This is a genomic window from Chamaesiphon polymorphus CCALA 037 (assembly GCF_003003845.1).
GTDB classification, from domain to species: domain Bacteria; phylum Cyanobacteriota; class Cyanobacteriia; order Cyanobacteriales; family Chamaesiphonaceae; genus Chamaesiphon; species Chamaesiphon polymorphus.
Genome location: NZ_PVWO01000421.1, coordinates 1 through 5,283, shown reverse-complemented (window position 1 = coordinate 5,283; position 5,283 = coordinate 1). Strand labels below are relative to the sequence as shown.

Genomic DNA, 5,283 nt, shown 5'->3' with positions numbered 1-5,283 from the left:
ACCCGCCCTCCCCCTCTAGAAGATCTTAAATGGCTTCTATAAGGGGGGGTTGGGGGGTAAATCAACCTAAAACGAAGCTCAGTAGACTTGTGTATACAACCCAGGGGGAGTAGCGAAAGATAGCTCGCTACCGAAGTCGATATCGACTTATCAAAGTCGATATCAGTCGATCGAAATGATGGGAAAATAAACTAGATTCAAAGTCCCACAGCATTGTCACCCAGGCGAGGAGAGCGGCTATCGGCACGATCGCATATAAAATTGGTGGTAGTCTCCCTGCAAATGCACCTACCTATGTCGTCAGATCCGCCGATCGAGATTTGGATCGGTATATCGATAGTGGCGAGTTTTGCTATATTTTAAACTCCCGCCAGATGGGCAAATCTAGTCTCAAACTGCGCGCGATGCAGAAATTGGCAGATCGAGGAGTGGCGTGTATCGAGATCGATCTGGCGGGGATCGGCACTGTGGATGTGAGCGAAGCACAGTGGTATAACTCGATCGCGGATGAGTTAGCCAGTCAATTTGATTTAGATGCGGAGTTAGAAGTTTTTTGGGATACTCACGCTCGGCTCCCGGCGAGTAAAAGGTTGGCAAATTTTATCGATGAGATCGTGCTGGAGCAGATCGATAGTCAGATTGTAATTTTTATCGATGAAATCGACCAAGTTCTGAGTTTGGGTGCCTTTACCGATAACTTTTTTGGCACGATCCGAAGTTGTGCGGAACGACGCGCTGCTAGACCTAAATATCAGCGGTTATCGTTTGTGTTATTAGGCGTAGCTGCACCGACGGATTTGATTAAAGATCGACAAATTACTCCCTTTAATATCGGTCGCGCGATCGAGTTAAATGGATTGCAATTAACTGACGATCTTTCACCCTTAATCCGAGGTTTAGATGGAATTGTAGCCGATCCCAGCCAGACTATAACCGAAATTCTCGATTGGACTGGAGGACAACCTTTTCTGACCCAAAAATTATGTCAGTTAGTAGTTGAATCTCCCCACGAGGCGATCGAGCAAATTGTAACTACAAAAATTATCGATAACTGGAAAGAGCGAGACAATCCCGTTCACTTACGCACGATCGAAGCTCGGATCTTGGCAAGGCGAGAAATATCTAGCCATTTACTCCAGCAATATCGGTATATTATTACCTCTAAATCTGGCCTAGTTGCTAATAATAGCCCGGAGCAACAATGGCTGAGATTGTCGGGATTGGTGGTAGAACGATCGGGAAAATTACAAGTTTACAATCCGATTTATCAGCAGGTATTTAGTCGCGATTGGATCGATCGACAGTTGGCAGATATTTGTCCTCATGGTAAGGCTTTAACTGATTGGCTAAATAACGATCGATCGGACACCTTCTTGCTAGATGGTGATGCCTTGGATGCCGCAATTTCCTGGAAAGAATTTCAGTGGCGACAAAATCAATTGATCGGGATTGAAGACACGGCTTTTATAGATCGCAGCCAAGAACGGCGCACGGATTGGAAGCTGAAAAAGATCCAAAATCGGATTAAAAGATTTGTTAAAATCCTATTGCTATTAATTGGTATCGGCTTAATTTTATTAGCTAGCTTAATTTGGCTCGGTCACAGCCTGACAATTTCCGACAGGATCGATCGACTCGAACGCACCAGCACTCAAATTATCCAACAGTATGAATTTGCACCGATCGATTCGCTCCAAGCCGCGATCGAGAATGCCAAAAAATCTCAAGCAATTCGGATGACTTTAATGGGCGATCGATCGCCGACAATCGGCCCCAAATTAGCCCTCCAAAAGCTGGTCGATAGCATTCAAGAAATTGATGAAATTCAAACCTATCAGCAAGGTGTAAATACAGTCTATTTTTGTGGTAACGATCGGATTTTTACGGCGGGAAGCGATGGTACGATTAAACTATGGGATCGGACTGCAAATATCCCAATTAGCGAGCCAAAACTCGCGATCGCGCTCCAAGATGAAGCTAAAATTATTAGTTTCACCTCCGAAAATCCTGAATGCGATCGCATGTTTGCCACTGGTAGTAGCGATGGCTATATCAGACTATGGGAAAAACTCGGAATCGATCGGATTCAAAATAAAGCGAAGGTCGAGCAAGCTATAGCGCATCAAGGTAGCGTCCAAAATGTGCGATTGATGCGCGATCTTCGTGACGATCGGTTGTATGTATTTAGTACTGGTGAGACTGATGGTAAATTAAAAAAGTGGCAAGTAGATGATAATAATCGCTTAAATTTAATTAAAACATTTGTCGATCGTGATGGTAATGTCGCCCATCCGCAGGGAGTTGTCTCGCTTAATTTAAATGGTAAAAAAGATCGCATTGGCAGTGCTGGCAAAGATAATACAGCAAAAATTTGGGATTTAGATGGTAACCCGATCGCGATTCTCGAAGGTCATATCGGTGCTGTGAATAGTATTTACTTTTGCTCGTCAGTATCTACCAATTGTGACGATTATGAAATTGCTACAGGGAGCAGCGATGGCACCGTGCGGCTGTGGAATGCTGATGGTAAGTATCTCAAAACAATTAACGCGCATACCGGAGAAGTTAGAACGGTTCGATTTAGTCCCGATGGCAAGCTATTAGCCACAGCATCTGCCAAAGATCCGACAGCGAGTAATGGTAGTTCGGTCAGAATTTGGAATCTTGAAGATGATGGTAAATTAATTACCGAATTTAAAGGTCATCAAGGCTCGATCGAAAGTATGCGATTTAAACCCAGTAATAATTTAGATCGACAATTAGCAACTAGCGGTCGAGATGATAGTATCATTCGGATCTGGAAAATACCAGAAGTGATGCCCTCAGAACATAAACACAAAGAAAAAATCAATAGCGTGCGGTTCGATCCTTACGATTCTAAGTATTTTATTACAGCCGGGGAAGATGGGAAAATTGCCTGGTGGTCTCATAGTCCCGGTCAACTTCCTCAACAACTAAGTAGTTTTTCCGATCGAGACAAGGCAATTAAATTTAATACAATTCGGATTCATCCCAATTCTACTCCCAATAAAAGAACGATCGCCGTTGGTGATTCTCAGGGCAATATTAGATTGCTGAAGCTCGAAAATGAGGACGGTAAGCAGAAAATTATTGAAGTTAGTAGCTTCAATACCGGACAAGGTAATGTAGATAGTATGGATTGGAATTACAAACCTTATGGCGATCTATCTAATATCTGTTTGCTAGCAACAACCGGACAAACTGGCGATAATATCAAATTTTGGGCGATCGATATCAACGAAAATAAACTACTAGATTCGATCGTCATCCCACCCGTCCACTTGGATTACTCGCATCTCACTTTAAGATTTAGTAAAGATGGCAAAAGTTTAGGAGTCGGTGCCGACAAAGGTCGAGTTGCTGTAATTACCAAGATCGAGCGTCCTACCCAAAGACCACAGGTCAAGCAACTAAAATACGATCGCGAAAAAGCTCTTAGAAGTAAAGTTATAGTTGGCTTTAGTAAAGATCCGCAGCTATTTACGATCGTCAGTAAAGAAGGTAAAATCTGGAGATCGGAGATTGAAACTAACTTAATTGAAGACGAAAAAGGCGTTCAAACTTATCAAGCCGGAACGGAAAATATCGATATTAGCAGTCAAGATGGCTCGATCGCGACTGGCGGTGCTGGCGCAGCCTTAAGGATTTGGGACGTTCGCGGTCGTCAGTTGGCTGATTTTCGGGGCTATTGGGGCACGATTAGGAGCATCAATTTTAGTAGAGATGGCAAATATTTACTCGCTGGCGGCGACGATGGCATCCCGCTCGTGTGGCAGATCGATCGTCAAATTCCCGATCTCATCGAACAAGCTAATCGCTGGTTGGCTCGCTAGCTCGATGAATGATTCGGATTTAGCTAGACTCGATCGATATTAATTATAATCGATCGCTTCATTACCGATATCAATCAACTGGGTAAAACGCGCACCTACAGTTTCTGGGTTCGATCTCGATCGACATCGAGCTGATTTATTTAGACTCAAGGGAATAGACTCACACACACGCCAACAATTAAAACATATCTGCTGGATCTGCTGCTCGCAACTTCCGAACCGCGATCGCGCCAGAAATGGTACACATTATCATCGTTAAGATTAAGACGGTAGTAGCACGACCCACGGTCATTAATAGCGGCAGACTAGTTGCATTGCGAGTCAGTGTGTATAATCCGGTTGCTGCTAACATGCCAGGGAAAAATCCAACGATCGAGAGAATAATTGCTTCTTGAAAGACGACAGTGAGCAGATAAAAATCTGTATAACCCATCGCTTTGAGGGTGGCATATTCAGATAAGTGATCGGCAACATCGGTATAAAGAATCTGATAAACAATGACAATCCCGACGATGAATCCCATGATCGTACCGAGGGTAAAAATAAACCCGATCGAAGTACCACTTTGCCAGTAACTTTTCTCGAAGTCGATGAATTGTTCTTTGGTCATTACTTTGACATCTTTAGGCAAATATGCATCGATCGCGGCTACCGTCGATTGGACATCGGCACCTGGTTTTAATTTAATGACACCAACGTCAATCAATCCTCGATCGCGATTTTTGAACATGCGGGCGAAGTTGGTATCGCTAGTCATGAGGTTGCCGTCGGCACCAAATGATGCACCGAGGGTAAATAAACCGCCAACGTCGATTTTTCGGCCATCTATTTCGGTTTGTACCCGTTGTCCTGAGTTAAATATTTTGGGAATGGGGCCAAATTGTTCGCGAGATTTTTCGTCGAATAAGTAGGTATCTGGCAGTTGCATTTTGGCAATGTTTTCAGCAACGCCTGGAAGTTGGAATAGTTGTTTATCGGCTGGGTTAAAGCCAATAATCATGATCTGGCGGGTGTTCTTTTCAACTGGATTTTTCCAGATCCCAAAGCCGAGGTAGATGGGGGTAACAGATTCGACTTCCTTGAAGGCGAGGGATTGATACAATCGTCTTCTGGGAAAGGATTTCATGGCAATTAATGCCGTGGATTGGGGGCTGACGAGGAAGATGTCGCCTGTGACGTTGGTATGGAATTTGACGGCACTATCGAAGAGGGCGTCGCGAAATCCGAGTTGCATGAACATGAGGATGTCGGCGAAGCTGATGCCTGCGATGGCGACGAGGAGGCGGATTTTTTCGTGGCTGAGTTGCAACCAGGCGAGGGGGATTTTTTTAAACATTAGTGGGTGCTCTGTCTTAACCTGAACAGTGGTGCTTTTTGGAGATTTCTGGTGCTGGGAGAACCCGGATCTGGGGGAGGCTCCCCCCAGACC

General features: G+C 44.3%; 2 protein-coding genes. One reads left to right on the top strand and one right to left on the bottom strand.

The window, feature by feature from the left end:
- The first annotated feature begins 212 nt into the window (after positions 1 to 212).
- Positions 213 to 3,854, top strand: coding sequence for an AAA-like domain-containing protein (locus C7B77_RS23390; protein ID WP_342761371.1), 3,642 nt, complete (start codon positions 213 to 215; stop codon positions 3,852 to 3,854).
- Positions 3,855 to 4,032: 178 nt separating this feature from the next.
- Here C7B77_RS23390 and devC read toward each other — a convergent pair whose 3' ends face one another.
- Positions 4,033 to 5,190 (bottom strand): ABC transporter permease DevC, encoded by a 1,158-nt coding sequence (devC, locus tag C7B77_RS23385; protein WP_106310603.1) that lies wholly within the window; start codon positions 5,188 to 5,190, stop codon positions 4,033 to 4,035.
- Positions 5,191 to 5,283 lie beyond the last annotated feature (93 nt).